This is a genomic window from Bacillus sp. GW823-FHT06A10, from assembly GCF_058795375.1.
Genome location: NZ_JBXAHT010000003.1, coordinates 544,947 through 560,716 on the forward strand (window position 1 = coordinate 544,947; position 15,770 = coordinate 560,716).

General features: G+C 34.7%; 14 protein-coding genes. 2 read left to right on the forward strand and 12 right to left on the reverse strand.

Annotated elements, in window-relative coordinates; translation table 11 throughout:
• Positions 1 to 4 precede the first annotated feature (4 nt).
• The 6 genes from msrB to lytS form a co-directional block, all read right to left on the reverse strand.
• Positions 5 to 970: a peptide-methionine (R)-S-oxide reductase MsrB gene (msrB, locus tag AC1Q8M_RS23500; RefSeq protein WP_000290179.1), complete on the reverse strand. Its 966-nt coding sequence runs from the start codon at positions 968 to 970 to the stop codon at positions 5 to 7.
• Between the two features lie 101 nt (positions 971 to 1,071).
• Positions 1,072 to 2,106, reverse strand: coding sequence for an AI-2E family transporter (locus AC1Q8M_RS23505; RefSeq protein ID WP_001166009.1), 1,035 nt, complete (start codon positions 2,104 to 2,106; stop codon positions 1,072 to 1,074).
• A 324-nt stretch (positions 2,107 to 2,430) separates the two neighbouring features.
• The gene (gene lrgB / locus AC1Q8M_RS23510) at positions 2,431 to 3,123 is read right to left on the reverse strand and encodes an antiholin-like protein LrgB (protein WP_000168869.1); all 693 of its coding nucleotides are present in this window, start codon (positions 3,121 to 3,123) and stop codon (positions 2,431 to 2,433) included.
• A 35-nt stretch (positions 3,124 to 3,158) separates the two neighbouring features.
• Positions 3,159 to 3,590, reverse strand: coding sequence for an antiholin-like murein hydrolase modulator LrgA (lrgA, locus tag AC1Q8M_RS23515; protein ID WP_000104913.1), 432 nt, complete (start codon positions 3,588 to 3,590; stop codon positions 3,159 to 3,161).
• A 132-nt stretch (positions 3,591 to 3,722) separates the two neighbouring features.
• Positions 3,723 to 4,463 carry a LytR/AlgR family response regulator transcription factor gene (locus tag AC1Q8M_RS23520; protein ID WP_000921848.1) on the reverse strand — a complete coding sequence of 247 codons (741 nt, stop codon included), beginning with the start codon at positions 4,461 to 4,463 and terminating at the stop codon, positions 3,723 to 3,725.
• Complete coding sequence (gene lytS / locus AC1Q8M_RS23525; RefSeq protein ID WP_000933592.1) at positions 4,441 to 6,210, reverse strand: two-component system sensor histidine kinase LytS; 1,770 nt, start codon at positions 6,208 to 6,210, stop codon at positions 4,441 to 4,443. Before lytS ends, AC1Q8M_RS23520 begins: the two co-directional genes overlap by 23 nt.
• Positions 6,211 to 6,534: 324 nt before the next feature.
• On the opposite strand from lytS, the gene AC1Q8M_RS23530 reads away from it, so the two are divergent.
• Positions 6,535 to 7,833 carry an MFS transporter gene (locus AC1Q8M_RS23530; RefSeq protein WP_016513283.1) on the forward strand — a complete coding sequence of 433 codons (1,299 nt, stop codon included), beginning with the start codon at positions 6,535 to 6,537 and terminating at the stop codon, positions 7,831 to 7,833.
• Between the two features lie 52 nt (positions 7,834 to 7,885).
• Here the strand turns inward: AC1Q8M_RS23530 and AC1Q8M_RS23535 are convergent, their stop codons facing one another.
• Both AC1Q8M_RS23535 and AC1Q8M_RS23540 read right to left on the reverse strand, forming a co-directional pair.
• Complete coding sequence (locus AC1Q8M_RS23535) at positions 7,886 to 9,454, reverse strand: BCCT family transporter (RefSeq protein ID WP_001242449.1); 1,569 nt, start codon at positions 9,452 to 9,454, stop codon at positions 7,886 to 7,888.
• A 360-nt stretch (positions 9,455 to 9,814) separates the two neighbouring features.
• Entirely contained in the window at positions 9,815 to 10,885 is a 1,071-nt protein-coding gene (locus AC1Q8M_RS23540; protein WP_000047620.1) for a nitric oxide synthase oxygenase, read from the reverse strand.
• Between the two features lie 218 nt (positions 10,886 to 11,103).
• Between AC1Q8M_RS23540 and sodA the strand changes: the two genes are divergently transcribed.
• Entirely contained in the window at positions 11,104 to 11,730 is a 627-nt protein-coding gene (sodA, locus tag AC1Q8M_RS23545) for a superoxide dismutase [Mn] (RefSeq protein WP_000094037.1), read from the forward strand.
• 88 nt (positions 11,731 to 11,818) lie between these two features.
• Here the strand turns inward: sodA and AC1Q8M_RS23550 are convergent, their stop codons facing one another.
• From AC1Q8M_RS23550 to trhA, 4 genes are all read right to left on the reverse strand, one after another.
• A complete protein-coding gene (locus AC1Q8M_RS23550; RefSeq protein WP_000781720.1) occupies positions 11,819 to 12,712 on the reverse strand; it encodes an NAD-dependent epimerase/dehydratase family protein in 894 nt (297 codons plus the stop codon).
• A 96-nt stretch (positions 12,713 to 12,808) separates the two neighbouring features.
• Positions 12,809 to 13,399 carry an AmiS/UreI family transporter gene (locus tag AC1Q8M_RS23555; RefSeq protein WP_000540540.1) on the reverse strand — a complete coding sequence of 197 codons (591 nt, stop codon included), beginning with the start codon at positions 13,397 to 13,399 and terminating at the stop codon, positions 12,809 to 12,811.
• Between the two features lie 443 nt (positions 13,400 to 13,842).
• A complete protein-coding gene (galE, locus tag AC1Q8M_RS23560; protein WP_053563268.1) occupies positions 13,843 to 14,859 on the reverse strand; it encodes a UDP-glucose 4-epimerase GalE in 1,017 nt (338 codons plus the stop codon).
• Positions 14,860 to 15,043: 184 nt separating this feature from the next.
• Entirely contained in the window at positions 15,044 to 15,691 is a 648-nt protein-coding gene (gene trhA, locus AC1Q8M_RS23565) for a PAQR family membrane homeostasis protein TrhA (RefSeq protein ID WP_090978341.1), read from the reverse strand.
• Positions 15,692 to 15,770: the final 79 nt, after the last annotated feature.

Genomic DNA, 15,770 nt, shown 5'->3' on the forward strand with positions numbered 1-15,770 from the left:
GAGGTTATTTTTTATTTCCAAACAAGATTAGGAAATCGCCATAGCCTTCTTTCTCTAATTCCTCTTTTGGAATAAATCGAAGAGCTGCGGAATTAATACAGTAACGAAGGCCATTTGGTCCTGGACCGTCTGGAAATACGTGCCCAAGATGTGAGTCTCCTTCTTTACTTCTCACTTCTGTACGTGTCATATTATGACTCACATCCATCTTTTCTTTCACACTTGCTGACATAACTGGTTTTGTAAAACTAGGCCATCCACATCCACTATCAAATTTGTCTAGAGAAGTAAACAGCGGCTCACCTGAAACGATGTCTACATAAAGACCTTCCTCTTTATGGTTCCAATACTCATTTCGAAATGGTGGTTCTGTACCATTTTCCTGTGTTACATAAAACTGCATCTCATTGAGTTTTTCTTTTAAATGAGCATTATCCTTTGGCCAATGTTGCTTAATAAAAGCATCTCGTCCTGAGCCTTTACGATATAACTCATAGCGGAATGTGTTTTTCTTATGATATCCTTGGTGATATTCTTCAGCTGGATAAAATGTAGCTGCTGGTAGTATTTTTGTCGCAATTGGTTTTGAAAAGCGTCCACTCTGCTCAAGCTCTTCTTTTGAGGCCTCAGCTTTTTTATGTTGTTCTTCATTATGATAAAAAATCACCGTTTCATAAGACTGCCCGCGGTCGTGGAATTGTCCCCCAATATCAGTCGGATCAATTTGTCTCCAATATATATTTAACAATTCCTCATACGGCATTTTATTTGCATCAAATGTAATTTGTACTGCTTCATAATGTCCTGTTGTTTCTGAGCACACTTCTTTATACGTTGGGTCCTCTTTATGACCGCCTGTATAACCTGAAACAACCTGTATAATTCCCTCCATCTCTTCAAATGGAGAAACCATACACCAGAAACACCCTCCAGCAAATGTAGCCAATTCTACCTTTTCATTTACAGCCATTACTTCACCCCTATTCTATATTCTCCTTACAGTATGGCATAAGAAACATAATGTTATAAAAGAAAAAGCATCGAACATCGATGCTTTTTCTCTACTTCACTTTATTTTGTTCCAACATCCTTCTCAATTTCATCACTTGTCACGTCTAAAACATCTAGTAAGAAAATGAAGATTGGAATACCGATAATCAGTCCCCATACACCTAAGAAGTGCTCTGAGAAAATTAATACCATAAAAGTATAGAAAATCGGTAAATTTGTTTTTTGCGACATAAACTTCGGATTTAATACGTAACTTTCAAGCGCATGAATCACTGTTACGATAACTAAAATATAAACAACGTACATAATACCGCCAATATTGTAAGCAATCATACAAAGTGGGAATAACGAAATGATAACCCCCGCTACTGGAATTAATCCAAGCAAGAAAATCATTAATGCTAAACCTAATAATTGCGGGAATCCTAATATCCATAGTGCAATCACGGATAAAACACAGTTAACAACTGCAATTAAAAATTGTGCTTCGATTACTTTTCCGAATGAACGTGCAAATTTCTTACCGAAGTACTCAATTTCAGTATAGAAAATTGCAAGCCTGCTTTCTTTAAACTTTGCAGTAAAACCAACAATACGAGATTTTTCTAGTAAGAAAAACAAACTCAAAATTAAAGAAAGTAAAACTTGAAGACCAAATTTACCAACATTCGTAATTGATTTATACAAAATGTCTACGCCTTGTCCTACATATTTAGAAAGCTCCATATGATTGACAGCATTAACTGCATACTTAATTAGTTCACTATCTGGTGGGTTTCTTAAAAATACATTGAATTGGTAAATCAATTGTGAAATTTGTATCGTTAATACTGGTAAATATTTAAATAGCGTAATAGCAATTCCACCAATTAACATTACATATAGAAATGCTATAATAATTTTTCGATTAATAGGCATGAAATGATCTAATTTGCGGGAAATAAACTTTTGGAATCGATCCATTAAATACGTGAGAATAAACGTAATTAATATTAAATTCAACATACTTTGCAGCCCGTATAACACGAGAGCAAGTATTACTAATACGAGTAACCTCTGAAATCCTTTGCTTTGAAACAGGTTTTTTATTTGCATAATCGACGAATACTCTCTCCTGTCCTATAAACTAAAACGTTAATAAGTAGATTTCTCTCTCTTTTCTACTTTTAATTATTCATTCATATTAAGATTTTTATAAACTCATTATATGCCTACCTTAACAGGTATATAGTAGCTTACTTCTTATTTTACAATACAATGACCTAATTCAAAACGTATTCTACATAGTATTAATGAAGATTTAAGGAAACTTACATTTTTTTAAATAGGTCTTACCACTACTGTAACATAAAAAGCAAGCTATCAGTAGAAATCTGTCCTACAAATAGCTTGCTTTTCTTATTTTTTAAGTAAGTTTTACTATCCAATGAATGGCATGAACATCGGGATGACAACTACTGTTACAACCCCAACTACCGTTACAGCGATACTTGCCATCGCTGCCTCTACCTCACCCATTTCAATTCCTACTGCAACTCCTAGTGCATGGCCCGCTGTTCCAAGTGCTAAACCTTTTGCAATCGGATGTTTCACTCTAAATGTTTTTAAGAATAATGCTCCTAATGCGTATACGATAACTGCGTTGAAAATAACCGCAAACGATGTAATTGCAGGAATACCACCAATACTTTCTGAAATTGGTAACGCAATTGCTGTTGTTGCTGCTTGTGGTAGCATTGAATTCATTACTGCTGTATCTAAACCGATTGCTTTTGCAACAATGAACACGACAATTACTGAACAAATAGATCCAACCACGATAGCTGATAAAATTTGCCACCAATATTTTTTCAACTTATCAACTTGTTTATATAGCGGGATAGCGAATGCAATTGTTGCTGGCTCTAAGAAGAAACTAATCATTTTTCCACCAGTATTATATTCTTCAAAAGTAAAGTTACCTACCTTTAGAAAGACAATCCCTAATACCATCGCTACGAATAATGGTGTAAATAGGAAGAACCCTTTTGAATGCTTGAATAATAATGTTCCGATTCCGTATGCGATTAATGAAACGACGATTCCGAAATATGGAGTCATTGTGCTTGCCATGTTCATTACCTCCTAACAATATATAAATTCAATGGTTACGCAACCTTTCCGTGCTTGCGTCCTTTATTTACTATTTTCAATTCTTTTGTATCTTCTGTTTCTTTTTCATCTTTTCCTAAAATGAATTGTGCAAATAATCCTGTTACAGCGAGTAAAATAACTGTTGCTACAACAATTACAGTTAAAATTTGTACAAAGTATTGCCCCATTACACCAAGAGAATTAATAACTGAAATACCTGATGGGACGAAAAGGAATCCGATAATGCCGGTTAAAGCTGTTCCAAGTGATTCAACTTGCTCCAATTTAATTACTTTTAAACATAATAGACTAAATAAAATAACTAACCCGATTACCGATGAAGGCATTGGAATTGGTAAATGCGTTGCAATAATATTTGAAATTAACATAATAGCTGAGAATATAAATACTTGTGATAAGAAACTATATACTTTTTTCGTACTCATTTTGGCCACCTCTTTCGATTTGGTACCTTTATTGTATAGGACATAAACACTAAAGTAAGCGTTTACATAACAGAACGTCAAATATACAGAATCAGTTACAAATATAAAAGGATGAAATACAAAAGCTGCTTCTTAAATACGAAGCAGCTTCTTGAGTTCTTTTGCATATGTACGGCTAACAGGTACTTTCGATCCTTCTTTCATGATTAAATTATAAGTAGAATTGAACCATGGCTGAATTTCAGTAATATGATTAATATTCGCAATAAAGCTACGATGGATGCGCATGAAGCTTGCTTGTGGTAACTTCTTCTCTAAAATTACAAGTGTATCATGTGTTACATACGTTTCCCTCATTGTTTTTACTGTTACTTTCCCATCTACAAGCCCTACATATATAATGTCTTCAATATTCACAAGTACGATTGATTCTTCAATTGGTAATGCTAATTTATGCATCTCTGCTGCTACATCTGTCCCCTTTATTTCGTGCTTCGTTTCTATTTGCGCTTGTTTTTGTTTTTTATACTTCTTTAATGTTTGCACAATACGTTCTTCATCAAATGGTTTTAAAATGTAGTCTAACGCATCTACTTCAAATGCTTGCAGCGCATATTGATCATAGGCAGTAGCAAATACAATTGCAGGTGGATTTTTCATCTTCTTTAATATATTCGCGATTTCAAATCCGTTATCATCGGATAATTGAATATCTAAAAACACAATATCTGGTCTACTTTGCATTAGTTCTTCTAATGCGTCTTCCACACAATCAGCCTCACCAACTATCTCAACTTCTTTCGTTCTCTCTAATAAATACTTTAGTTCATCACGTGCTAACATTTCATCGTCAACTACTAATACTTTTAACACCCGGCTCTTCCTCCCCTACTTTTTTTGGAATAATAAAGGTAATCTCCGTCCCTTTATTTAATTCACTTTCGATATGAAGCATCGTTTCTTTCCCAAATAACCCAATAAGACGTTCATTAATATTATATAAAGCTGTTCCAGTCCCTTTCTTTGATGAAACTACCATCTTTCCTAATTGTTCTAAACGTTCTTCCTCAATTCCCTGTCCATTATCTTTTACTTCAAAGTGAACCATACCCTCTTTTTCAAAAACATGCACTTCCACTTCGCATATTGGTTGCTTCTTCGGAAAAGCATGTCGCAGTGCATTTTCAACCAATAGTTGAAGAACAAATGGTGGTACTAAAGTTGTCTTTAGCTCATCCTCAATATACATCTTTACCTCATACTTATTTGGGAACCTTGCTTGTTCTAATGATAAGTATGCCTGTACGTGGTTTAATTCTTGCTCTAGTGGAATCAATAACTGACGTGCCCCTTGCAAATTACAACGAAAATACACGCTCAGCTGTAATAATAACTTCCTTGCTTTTTCTACATCTGTTCGGCATAAAGCTGATACTGTATTAATCGCATTAAATAAAAAGTGCGGGTTAATTTGTGCTTGTAATGCTTTTATCTCCGCATCTTGAAGTAATTTACTTTGCAACTCAGCTTCTCCTAACTCTAACTGCGTGGAGAATATCTTTGCTAACCCCTCTGCTAATTCTTCTTCAACGCGACTTAACTGGTTAGAATTTTTGAAATACAGTTTTAATGTACCTATCGTATTTCCATGTGAAGTTAGTGGAATAACAATAGCGGCTTGTAAGGGACAGCTTTCATGTTGGCAATTAATAACCTCACGTGATTTCGCCTTCATTATTTGCCCTGTATGTAAAACTTCTTTTGATAAACCAGTTATTAAACTATGTGAAGGAATATGGTGATCTGACGCTAATCCAACGTGCGCTAATATTTTCTCTGTATCTGTTAAAGATACCGCATCCGTTCCTGTAAAGCGGTGAATAATTTGTGCCACATGCTTACACGATTCTTCTGTTAAACCTTGACGAAAATACGGTAACGTTTTATCAGCAATACGCAATACTTTATGAGTCTGAAGTGCTTTTGCATTCTCCTCCTGACGCAAAATAGCTTGTATCATAGAAAGTAAAATAAAACTTCCAAAACTATTTACAAGAATCATCGGTATCGCTATTGTTTTCACAACGCTAATTCCATCCTCTATAATTAATAAAATCATAACCATTTCTAAAGATACGATAAAAACACTTAAAACTGCTGAAAACTTAGGAGTAATTGTACGATTATATTTTTTGAAAATATATCCGATATAACCAGTTATAATCCCCGCTAAAATAGAAGAGATTGCGCAACTTAGCGCTGTCGTACCACCAAGCATATAACGATGAATACCAGCAATAAACCCTACTCCAACCCCTACGATAGGGCCACCAAGTAAGCCACTAATACCAACACCCATAATACGCGTATTCGCAATTGTACTTGACGAAGAAACACCTTGTAACCAATTTTCATTCATAATCGTATTTCCTGCTATTTCAATCCCAGTGTAATTGCTTACAATTGTAAATACCGAAAAAATACAAATAAGCTTAAGCTTATCTACATAGCCATCCTGTTTATGAAGGAGACGTCTGAAAGTTTTAATATGAGAGAGTAAAAATCCTAAAATAACTATAAGTCCGACTCGTTCAATCATCATGAGTACTAAATTTAGCATCTTTGATTCATTCCTTTTTATTTAGTTAGTTTTATTATGGGAAAATAATGAAGTCGGCGTCAAGAAGAACGAAGTATTTTTTGAAATATTTTACACATAATAACTTCCTCTTTATTTGACAATACAATAGAAGAGTGCTAAAAATAAAGTAATATAATACAGTCCTTTAACCCAACCCCGTGAGGTTGAGAAGGAAGTCGGAATACAATATACGTATGTTCTTTTTTTGGGATACGTATGCTTTTTTGGCCTTCTCATCATATCAGGTGAGAAGGCCTTTTGTTATTCTTCCATAGCGACTGTAGAAAATAAGGAGGAGTAATAATGAACGTCACTACTGATGTACAACAAATAACAGAGGAGACGAAAGCGAAAAGATATAAAACATTATTTGGTTCTGCGCTAGGATATGCAGCAGAAGGTTTAGATATGTTGCTATTATCTTTCGTACTTGTCTATATTTTAAAAGAGTTTCACTTAAGTCCTGTTGAAGGTGGAAACTTAACATTAGCTACCACAATAGGGATGTTAATTGGTTCTTATTTATTTGGATTTATTGCTGATTTATTTGGACGTATTCGTACAATGGCCTTCACAATCTTACTGTTTTCACTAGCAACCGCACTCATTTATTTCGCAACAGACTACTGGCAATTATTAATTCTTCGCTTTTTAGTTGGAATGGGAGTTGGTGGTGAATTCGGAATCGGAATGGCCATTGTAACAGAAACATGGTCTAAAGAAATGCGCGCTAAAGCGACATCTGTTGTTGCACTTGGATGGCAATTTGGTGTACTGGTTGCTTCACTCCTTCCAGCATTTATTGTCCCGCATTTTGGATGGAGAGCCGTTTTCTTATTTGGATTAATTCCAGCTTTACTAGCTGTCTATGTCCGTAAAAGTTTAAGTGAACCGAAAATATGGGAGCAAAAACAACGCTACAAAAAAGAACTATTACAAAAAGAAGCTGCAGGTAAATTAACACCTACTGAAGCAGAACAACTAAAACATATAAAAAAATTCCCACTTCGAAAGTTATTTGCCAGTAAAAAAGTAACAATCACAACAATCGGTCTTATTATTATGTCATTTATCCAGAACTTCGGATATTACGGAATCTTCACATGGATGCCAACTATTTTAGCAAATAAATATAACTATACATTAGCAAAAGCAAGTGGCTGGATGTTCATTTCTACCATCGGTATGCTAATTGGAATTGCAACCTTTGGTATTCTAGCTGATAAAATTGGTCGTCGTAAAACTTTTGCAATTTATTATATTGGCGGTACAGTATACTGTCTCATTTACTTCTTCTTATTCACAGATTCAACATTATTATTATGGGGAAGTGCATTGCTTGGATTCTTTGCAAATGGAATGATGGGAGGATTTGGGGCAATTTTAGCTGAAAACTATCCTGCTGAAGCTCGCTCTACCGCAGAAAACTTTATTTTCGGTACAGGACGTGGATTAGCTGGATTTGGGCCTGTTATCATCGGCTTACTCGCTACAGGTGGCAACCTACTTGGAGCATTATCCCTGATTTTTATCATCTACCCAATCGGGTTAATTACAATGCTACTATGTGTACCAGAAACAAAGGGAAAAGTATTAGATTAAACGTAAAAGAGGAAGCATCTCATTTAAGATGCTTCCTCTTTTACGTTTTTATTTATTTTGATTTACTAGCCTTCTGAAATAAGAATGCAGTTTTATCTTCTTCTTTTACAATACCTTGTTTTAATGCTAATTCTCCCGCAACTTTAGGCGCTAACCATAGCATCGGGAATAACAAAATTGATACCGGAACTGCCGTCACTACGATAAACGATTGTAGCGCATTAATACTTCCTTCACCCATATATAAAAGAATTGCTGCAACTGCTCCCATAATAAGCGACCAAAAAATTCGCAAACTAATTCTAGGATCTCCGTCTCCAGTCACTGCCATTGAAATGGAATACGCCATTGAATCTCCTGTTGTCACTACAAATAAAATTGTTAATAAAAGAAATGCTGGTCCAATAATATTAGAAAGTGGCAATTGTCCTGTAATTGCAATCATAGCTGCCGGCATACCAGATTCACTTAATGCATCCGAGATAGAACCAGGATTCATTAACTCATAAAACACACCTGATCCACCTAATATAGTAAACCAAAACGTTGTAATAATAGGTGCGATAATTCCAATTGCAATGATGATTTCTCGAATCGTTCTCCCTCTTGAAATTCGACTCACTAAAATTGCCATCATTGGTCCGTATCCAATAAACCATCCCCAGAAAAAGATTGTCCAAGATCCTAACCAACTTGTATCACCACGGTATGTGCTCATCGGTATAAACTCACTTACATAAAATCCAAACGAAGAAACAAACGAATCAATAATAAATCCACCTGGCCCAAATAGTAATATGAATGCCATTAACAAAATTGCTAATCTAACATTTAAATTACTTATAATTTGAATCCCTTTATCAATACCTGTTACTGCCGATATGGTAGACACGGCCACTACACAAACAATAATTGCTAATTGAGTAGTAAATACATCAGAAATTCCAAATAATTCTTGTAACCCATAACTTGCTTGTAAACCTAAAAATCCAATTGGGCCAATTGTACCTGCAGCTACTGCAATAATTGCAGCTGCATCAATTATCGTTCCAAGCAGGCTCTTTCTTAATTTTTCCCCAAAAATAGGATATAAAAGCGTTCGAGGTTTTAGCGGCATACCTTTATGATAATGTCCATACATCATAACTACCGCACTAATTGTACCTAAAATCGTCCATGCTAAAAATCCCCAATGCATATAACTTTGTGCTAAAGCAGGCATAACTGCTTCTTTCGTTCCAGCAGATATACCATCATGTATTGGTGGCACCGTCATCAAATGGTACATTGGCTCTGCTGCTGCCCAAAAAACGCCACCTCCGGCAAGTAATGTAGACATAATAATAGCAAGCCATTTTGCCGTACTAATCTCAGGTTTTTCTAATCCCCCAAGTTTAACTCTCCCATATTTGGAGAACGCCATACACATCGCAACAATAAATGTACCTAATAATAAAACTTGCCAGAAGGCACCAAAATATTTAATTGAAAAAGCGAAACTGTTATTAATCGCACTCTCTACATAATCCTTGTTCAAAAAAACTGCAATTACAAATAATAAAAGTGAACCACCGCTAATAATAAACACAGGCCAATCAGTTTTTCGACTCTTCATCCTCATTTACACTTCCTCCTTCCTCAGCAATCTAAAAAAACAACTTTATTATGTTTTATTGTTTAAACCCAAAACATAATAATTATATATGCATAACATTTTATCGACTTCCCACATACTTATGTTGTCCCTAAAAACATGCCAAATCCCTTATTAAAAAGAAAAAATCTCTTTCTCTTACATAAAAAAGCAAAACAAAAGACCTTATATTTCTATAAGGTCTTCGAAACAGAAATTTGATTATAACATAAGGAACTCCTTGGTTCAAAAATCCTCTTCCAAAAATAACCGAGAGTAAAGGCTTCCATTTGCTACATAACAGTAATTAAAAAAAATATATTTTGCAGAAAAAAACTGCACTAAATATTATTTATGAAAGAAATTTGGCTTCAAAATTTCATTCGGATACGGTTTATGATAAATATGAGTGGTAGCTGGAGATAATGGTGGAATAAGCCACACCCAATTACCTGTTACAACACGACCACAAGCAGCTTCTTGCTTCTCAAATTGCTGAAATTGTTGTGCAGCAGTATGATGATCAACAATACTAACTCCTTGTTTTTTAAAAGAGTGTAGTACGGCAATATTCAACTCAATTAGCGCCTTATCCTTCCATAACGTACCGTTTCTCGATGTATCTAAATCCATCATCTCCGCAACAGCCGGAAGTAAATTATAACGATCATGATCCGCTAAGTTGCGCGCCCCAATTTCTGTTCCCATATACCATCCATTGAACGGAGCGGCTGTATAAGAAATACCGCCAATTTCTAAGCGCATATCTGAAATCATTGGAACCCCATACCATTTTGCTCCAAGTGATGAAATAGGGTATTCTGGGTGTTCAATTGGCACTTCTTTTACTTCTTTCCTCGGAATTTCTTTATATGTAGGCGCCTTCCCGTTTATAGAAAATACAAGTGGCAATACATCGAAATTCGTACCTTCTCCTTGCCAGCCAAGCTCCTGACAAAAGTCCGTAAATGTAGCAGAATGCGAGTCACCGATCACTCCCATTTCTGTTTTATATCCTGCATATCGAATCAATTGGTGATTATAAATTCGTATATTATTTTCCTCACCTTGATATTGCTTAAAAATCGTAATGGTTGGTTTAACTTTTCCATCGTTCGTTGCATATTTAATATGATGAATTAATGCATTATATACACCCTCTTCATCATTTACTTCGCGCGCATCTAATATGTGCATCTTACTCCAAAATAGTCTTCCAATACATCTATTACTGTTACGCCATGCCATTCGTGAACCATGAACAAGTTCTTCAAATGTATGCTCATATGTCCCTGTCTTCTCTATCTCAATTTGAATTTCTTTTATACGTTCTTCTATCAATTGTTCTTTATGAAGCTCCTTATAACAAATCGTAATAAAATTACTTGCTTCCTCTATTAATTGTTTCGTTTTACTCATAAACAATCTCCTTCTATTTCAACAAAACCTTGCTACTTTACAGTATAAGCAAAAAGGATAGGAGTCACAAATGAAATTGAGAGTGTTACTTTTATTGTAATATTTTTCAGAAAATTAACAGACTTACTATTGACTTATATGGAAAATGGGTGTATTTTTGACTCAGGTAAAGTATTTTTACCTAGACCAACTTTTTTAAATAGAAAGGAGGTAATGTTATGTCTTCATTTCAATTGCCAAAGCTTTCATATGACTATGATGAACTAGAGCCACATATCGATAGCAATACACTTTCCATTCATCATGGAAAGCACCATGCGACATACGTAAACAATTTAAATGCTACTTTAGAAAATTATACTGAATTACATAATAAATCTTTAGAAGAATTGCTATGTAATTTAGATGCTTTACCGAAGGAAATTGTTACAGCTGTAAGAAATAACGGTGGTGGTCACTATTGTCATAGTCTTTTTTGGGAAGTGATGAGCCCACGAGGTGGCGGTGAGCCTAATGGAGACGTTGCAAAAGTAATTGATTATTATTTCAATACCTTTGACAACTTAAAAGATCAACTTTCCAAAGCAGCTATTAGTCGTTTTGGAAGTGGCTATGGATGGCTTGTTCTTGACGGTGAGGAACTCTCTGTTATGAGTACACCAAATCAAGATACGCCTTTGCAAGAAGGGAAAATCCCCTTACTCGTAATTGATGTATGGGAACATGCTTATTATTTAAAGTATCAAAATCGGCGCCCAGAGTTTGTTACCAATTGGTGGCATACAGTAAACTGGGACCAAGTAAACGAGAAGTATTTACAAGCAATTCAATCACAAAAACATTAGTCGTATGTATAAGGTAAATTTGGTAATGTAAAATCAGTATTGTCGAAATCCTCCAGAATCCCCCGGATTGCCACCGGGGGATTTATGATTACTTCATTGTATTTATATAATGTTTTAAAACATTTTTTATTTCTAGTTTCAGCTCTCGGAACAAAAATCCAAATTTACGAGCCTTTCCATTATGTAACGTACAGTTAGTTACCTCATTATAAGGAGCTATATTTTCTCCAGCTTCCTGGATGAGTGCTTTTATTCCCGTCTTCTCTTCTATGAAATGAATAATTTCTTCCGTAGAAACTACCCCGTTACTACAGGCGTTAATTGGTCCTTTCACATTTTCCATTCCGCACCAAGCTAGAAACTCTCCTGCCTCTTTTTCATGTATAAATGACAAAGTTCCATCTACATGATCCACAACGATAGGTTTTTGGTTCACAACACATTCAACGTAAAATTGTAACCTCTTCGTATAGTCATTTTCTCCAATAACAACTGGAAAACGCACTGCAACGACTGGGAATGTTGCATATTGAAATAAAACCGCTTCGGCTAATCGCTTTCCTTCACTATAATTAAAATCATTTCTATCTCCATATGTAATTGCATATTCGTATGGATTAAAGTCCTCTTCTAACAAACTTAATGCAGGTTCATAGACAGCCATTGAAGATGTCATAATATACTTCTTCGTTTTTCCTTTCAAAACTTCACATACCATTTTCGCTGCATTTGAACTATAGCATAAATTATCGTATACAATATCATAACTTTTTCCTTCTAGACGCTCTTCTAGTAGCTTTCTATCTTCTCTATCGACAATTATTCTTTTTACTGCGCTACCAAAAGAATCTTCAGTGACTCCCCTTGTGGCAATTGTTATATCGTGTCCAGCTTGCAAAAGGTACTCTACTAAATGTTTACCAAAAAACCTTGTTCCTCCTAGCACCAACACTTTCTTCAATTTCATCATCCCCATTTTCATGATTTATGAGATACCACCTCTTTTATTATAAAACGCTAATATATAAAAAAGCATGAAATCAGTTTAACGATTCCATGCTTTTATGCAGATCATATATTAACGTACTCGATATTTATAAATACAATAACAGAAGTACAAAATAGAAATTACTGATACATAAACCCATAGTTCATATACGAATCCCTCTCCCCATACTCCCATAAAATAAAATAGTGAAGGTAAAGTCAATGTTACCCATGATTGTACGAAGGCAATCCTTCCAAGATATTGATTGATGTTCTTCTTTTGTGTATTTAATACAAAGAATAAATACCAAAGTAATGCCCACATAAACCACGTTAATGCATTAACAACATCATGGAATTGAACAAATGAAACAACCATATAGAATAAAGCAATAATTGCTACCCAAATACAAAACCATCCTAGACCACTACTATCCATTCCTTTTATAAAAGTAACACCTACATATAAATAAGTTAATCCAAATAAGAAAGTAGCCGCATATGAATACACTGTCCAATTGCTTTGGTCAGAAATCATGATCAAATAAAACGGAATAATAATTTGTAGTGCACCCACAAATAAATTAAAAACACCCGCACTTTTCATCTCTGCTTTCCCTAATATAACAAGACTATTTAAAAATAAAGCTGCCCCTGAAAGTAATAATCCTATATAACCCATATATATTCGTGTGAAAATCTTTACCTTTCACACTTTTAACCTCCCCACACTATAAAGTGATACTGATATTATTTTTCTTCCCATTTAAAACTACATACATAATTTTTTATCTGAATAAGTCAGACCTCCTACCTCAAAAAAGAGGAAACTTAAAACGCTTTCAATAATAAATAATCCTATCAAAATATGAAATAGGATTCCTTGATTATAAACGGACTCTAGCAATGATACAAGTGTTGGAATACTTTTCAATAATACGCTTTCAATTTCTATAAAAAATTAATAAAATAATACATTCCTCTATCTCATTCTACTATCTTCTAGCATAAGATATTGTAAAATCATATCATTTAAAACAGCAAACGTTCTTTTCTAGGTTCGCTAATAAACTTAATAAAAAATGACCTCTTGCTTTTATGCAAAGGTCATTTTTTTATTCATCATTAAACTTCTAAATAGCCATTTTTATTATTTGATTGCCATTTCCAAGAATCTGCACACATCTCTTCTAATCCGCGTGTTGCCTCCCAGCCTAATTCACGCTTTGCTTTAGATGCATCAGCAAAACACACTGCCACGTCACCTGGGCGACGCTCTGTAATTTTATACGGAACTTTCTTGCCCGAAACTTTTTCAAACGCTTTAACCATCTCTAGTACACTATAGCCCATGCCTGTGCCTAGGTTATAAGCATCTACTCCTGTTGTATTCAGTACTTTCTCAAGCGCCTTTACGTGACCATTTGCTAAGTCCACAACATGAATGTAATCACGGACTCCCGTTCCATCTTTCGTTGGATAGTCATTTCCGAATACACTTAATTCTTTTAACTTACCTACTGCTACTTGCGTTACATATGGCATTAAGTTATTTGGAATTCCATTTGGATCTTCTCCAATACGCCCACTCTCGTGTGCACCAAATGGATTGAAATAACGAAGTAACGCGATACTCCATTCTGCATCTGCAAATGCTACATCACGCATAATTTGCTCAATCATTAATTTCGTTTGACCATATGGATTTGTTGCACTTAATGGAAACTCCTCCGTAATCGGTGACGTTTCCGGGATACCATATACAGTTGCAGATGAACTAAAGATCATCTTCTTAACATTATGTTTCTGCATTACTTCACATAGCACTAACGTGCTTGTAATGTTATTATGATAATATGTTAATGGAATCGCTACTGACTCCCCTACAGCTTTAAATCCTGCAAAGTGAATAACTGCGTCAATTGCATTTTCTTCAAAAATTGCGTCAAGCACTTCATGATTTAAAACATCTTCTTTATAAAACTTAAATTGTTTTCCTGTTATTTCTTTCACTCGATTTATAGATTCTACAGAGCTATTCGAAAGGTTATCCACTACTATAACTTCGTAACCGCTATTTAGTAATTCTACGCATGTATGACTACCAATATATCCTGCTCCACCTGTTACAAGTATTGCCATAATTATAGTCCTCCATATTTCATTCATTATAAACTTCTCAAAGTATATCACATATTTCTTATCCTATGTTTAACATGCGAACACAGAAACTTACATTTTATCCCATAATGATTTTATAACATATACGATTCTAATCAGGTAACAAAAAAACGCCACATATTTTTATTATGTGGCGTTTTTTTTATTAAATTACGTAACAATATACACTTAGAAAATGCGCAAGACTACCTAATAATACAAAAACATGAAAAATTTCATGATGCCCCATATGTTTAAACTCTAACCATTTTGGCTTTGTTCCATAAATAAATCCACCAATTGTATAAAGAATGCCTCCAAGTACTAGAAGCACGATACCTCCTGCACTTAAGTTAGCAGCTAACGGTGCAAAGAACAGAACAATTAACCAGCCCATTGTAATATAAATTGCTGTTGATAACCATCTCGGGCAACTAAACCAAAACATTTTAAAAACAATACCACAAATGGCCGTTGCATAAACTAAACAAAATAATAATAAACCGTTTGCGGAATGTAATGTAATTAAACAAAATGGTGCATATGTACCTGCAATTAATATAAAAATCATAGAGTGATCAAGCTTTCGAAAGAAATAAATAACTCGTTCACTGGCTACCACACTATGATATACAGCTGATGCTGTATACAGAACCATCATTCCGATGCCAAACAAAATAACAGCTGTAATTGCCGCAAAAGATGGCATCTTACTAGAAACTTTTACAAGCATAGCTAATAATGCAATAAATGATAATACAGCTCCCCCCAAGTGGGTAAAAGCATTAACCGGTTCCCTTATATAAGCATTCATATAAACACCCCTCATATAATTACATGTAGTTTTGATAACTACATGTAATTATATACGCATTATTATTAGAGGTCAACAT

Excerpts from the sequence above, each read along its gene's own strand:
- lrgA (WP_000104913.1), bottom strand. The coding sequence starts at position 3,590 with ATGAGTACGAAAAAAGTATATAGTTTCTTATCACAAGTATTTATATTC.
- AC1Q8M_RS23540 (WP_000047620.1), bottom strand. The coding sequence starts at position 10,885 with ATGAGTAAAACGAAACAATTAATAGAGGAAGCAAGTAATTTTATTACG.
- lytS (WP_000933592.1), bottom strand. The coding sequence starts at position 6,210 with ATGCTAAATTTAGTACTCATGATGATTGAACGAGTCGGACTTATAGTT.
- lrgB (WP_000168869.1), bottom strand. The coding sequence starts at position 3,123 with ATGGCAAGCACAATGACTCCATATTTCGGAATCGTCGTTTCATTAATC.
- AC1Q8M_RS23550 (WP_000781720.1), bottom strand. The coding sequence starts at position 12,712 with ATGAAAATGGGGATGATGAAATTGAAGAAAGTGTTGGTGCTAGGAGGA.
- AC1Q8M_RS23505 (WP_001166009.1), bottom strand. The coding sequence starts at position 2,106 with ATGCAAATAAAAAACCTGTTTCAAAGCAAAGGATTTCAGAGGTTACTC.
- AC1Q8M_RS23530 (WP_016513283.1), top strand. The coding sequence starts at position 6,535 with ATGAACGTCACTACTGATGTACAACAAATAACAGAGGAGACGAAAGCG.
- AC1Q8M_RS23555 (WP_000540540.1), bottom strand. The coding sequence starts at position 13,399 with ATGGGTTATATAGGATTATTACTTTCAGGGGCAGCTTTATTTTTAAAT.
- trhA (WP_090978341.1), bottom strand. The coding sequence starts at position 15,691 with ATGAATGCTTATATAAGGGAACCGGTTAATGCTTTTACCCACTTGGGG.
- AC1Q8M_RS23535 (WP_001242449.1), bottom strand. The coding sequence starts at position 9,454 with ATGAGGATGAAGAGTCGAAAAACTGATTGGCCTGTGTTTATTATTAGC.
- galE (WP_053563268.1), bottom strand. The coding sequence starts at position 14,859 with ATGGCAATACTTGTAACAGGTGGAGCAGGATATATTGGTAGTCATACA.
- sodA (WP_000094037.1), top strand. The coding sequence starts at position 11,104 with ATGTCTTCATTTCAATTGCCAAAGCTTTCATATGACTATGATGAACTA.
- msrB (WP_000290179.1), bottom strand. The coding sequence starts at position 970 with ATGGCTGTAAATGAAAAGGTAGAATTGGCTACATTTGCTGGAGGGTGT.